Annotated in this window: 3 protein-coding genes; all 3 read left to right on the forward strand. The window is 38.9% G+C overall.

All coding sequences use genetic code 11. From position 1 onward, the window contains the following. The coding region (locus AYJ08_RS04845; RefSeq protein ID WP_197490586.1) for a DNA polymerase beta superfamily protein at nt 1-217 on the forward strand (217 nt) is incomplete at its 5' end. A gap of 523 nt (nt 218-740) precedes the next feature. Beyond that, a complete protein-coding gene (locus AYJ08_RS04850; protein ID WP_064016813.1) occupies nt 741-1,355 on the forward strand; it encodes a superoxide dismutase in 615 nt (204 codons plus the stop codon). 97 nt (nt 1,356-1,452) lie between these two features. Continuing rightward, entirely contained in the window at nt 1,453-2,103 is a 651-nt protein-coding gene (locus AYJ08_RS04855; RefSeq protein ID WP_064016814.1) for a helix-turn-helix transcriptional regulator, read from the forward strand. Nucleotides 2,104-2,361: the final 258 nt, after the last annotated feature.

A 2,361-nucleotide genomic window follows, 5' to 3' on the forward strand; every position in this document is an offset into this window, starting at 1 on the left:
GGTAAAAAGCGCAATTGAGAAGCTTCTTCAAAGCAAAATGGCTGGAAAAGAAATTGCTCTTGAAAAGCGTATTGATGTGTTAAATGACTTTATTGAAGAGGGGTTTGCACATCTTACCGACATTTCGCCTACGTATAGTCGTGAAATGAACGATCCAACTGCCCAGCTTGATGATGTATATCGTAAATACTTAAGGGTAGTATGGGATTTTAAATAAGAGATTTGTTGTAGCATCTCTTTTCATTGGGTGACTGATTGTTTACAGACATCTGATCTCGAGCATTTTTTCGTTTAGTGATACATAATAGAATTGATTCTTGTTACTTTTGTGATGATTTCAGACACTACATTCAAAATCTTTACTGTGCAATTAGTAAGCTGTATATTTTCTTACAAAAATTTATTAATAAGCTCAATCAACGCTGATTCAGGGCATTGATCAGCTTTTATTAAAGGAACGCTATTATTCATATAGCGTTCTTTTTTGTTGGAATTTTACCGCATTTTCGAAATCAAACACGAGCTTTCAGATGGAGGGAAATGATGGGCCTATGTCCCATTGAGAAGGGAAGTTATAAAGATTTTTGGGGAGGAAAAATTGTTCAAATGCATGCGGGGATACTTGTTTTGAAATATATACCATATAAGTTGCGTAAGGTAAAAATATTTGGTTGTGTACAAAATATTTTATATCGTGTAAACTAAGGATGTAATCAATCAAGATAGGAGGAAGTAATTGAATGGAGCCATTTTCTTTACCGAAGCTGCAATACAATTATGACGAGTTGGAACCTTATCTCGATGCCAGAACCATGGAAATCCATCATGGCAAGCACCATGCAACTTATGTGACGAATTTGAACAAGGCAATCGAGAACTATCCCAGGTTCAAGAATGCTACTGTAGAAGAATTGATCAGCAATTTGAACGATGTACCGGAAGAAATTCGTACAGCGGTTCGAAATCATGGAGGTGGGCATTATAGTCATAGCCTGTACTGGTCCATCATGAGCCCGACTGGGGGCGGGAATCCTGATGGTGATATAGCGAAGGGAATTGAAAAGCATTTTGGTAGCTTTGCACAGATGAAGGATGAGCTGACAAAAGCTGCTGTAAGCCGATTTGGAGCGGGGTGGGGATGGCTGGTTGTCAATGGGGACAAGTTGGAAGTCACCAGTACGCCCAATCAGGATACTCCTTTTATGGAAAATAAAACGCCGATTCTGGTCGTCGATGTTTGGGAGCATGCTTATTATTTACAGTATCAGAATAAAAGGCCGGATTTTGTCTCCTCCTGGTGGAATGTTGTTAACTGGGAGGAAGTGAATCGTCGTTATAACGAAGCGATTCGTTAATCTTGAATTTTCTAAGCTTTGCAGAAGAGACAGATATGCTTCTGCAAAGTTTTTTTACTATAAATCTCTTAATCTTGCTCAGAGAGGAACGGTGTCCATGAACAAACATGCGGTTCGATTACGAGAACAATCAACAAGAAATGAGATATTGCTGTTGCTCAAGAAGCGTGGTTCAGTAAGTGTCCAGGAAATGTCGGAGCATTTGGGAGTAACGAGGATGTCTGTTCGCAAGCATTTATACGCTTTAGAAAAGGACAGTTATATCCAATCTAGCATTCTGCGTCAGCATGTAGGAAGACCAACTTATTCCTATCGACTTACGGTTTTATCCGAAGAATTATTTCCGAATGAATACGATAGTCTGGCCATGGAATTGATTCAGGAGATCAATGACATGTTCGGGGAATCGTTAGTAAATAGCTTATTTGAACGGAGAATGGCAAAGATAGAGAAACAGTACCGTGAAGCGATGTCAGGACAAAACTTTGAGGAAAGAGTAGCAACCTTGGCCAAAATCCAGGATCAAGAAGGATACATGGTCAAATTAGAAAAAAAACAAGATGATACATATTTATTGGATGAAGCAAACTGTCCTGTTGTAGAAGTTGCAATCCGCAATCGCCAAGCATGCCAATGTGAGGTTGCTCTATTCGCAGCGTTGCTTGACGCTGATGTGCAGCGTACGGAATGCATTGCAGACGGGAATGTGAGATGTCGTTATTTGATAAAGGAGAGGGGCAAGAGCTAAGGCTGGTAGGGGAGAAGGAGATGAATCGCAGCTGATAACGGAAATGATCAATATATAGGGAGGAGAGAATCAGGGTTTTGCATTAGCAAAGTTATTATTTATGATTTGGGAGTCAATAACTAAACTTAGTATAAAATATATCCTTACATAAGAAGAACGGTTTTAAAAATCAATTCTTGAAAAGGAGAATTACAAGCTATTGAGTTTTATACGTAATCATATAAAACAGGACAAAAAGTTCGTTTATTCTTTTTGTCC

It is taken from the genome of Brevibacillus sp. SKDU10 (genome assembly GCF_001645205.1).
Lineage (GTDB): Bacteria > Bacillota > Bacilli > Brevibacillales > Brevibacillaceae > Brevibacillus_B > Brevibacillus_B halotolerans.

Excerpts from the sequence above, each read along its gene's own strand:
- AYJ08_RS04855 (WP_064016814.1), top strand. The coding sequence starts at position 1,453 with ATGAACAAACATGCGGTTCGATTACGAGAACAATCAACAAGAAATGAG.
- AYJ08_RS04850 (WP_064016813.1), top strand. The coding sequence starts at position 741 with ATGGAGCCATTTTCTTTACCGAAGCTGCAATACAATTATGACGAGTTG.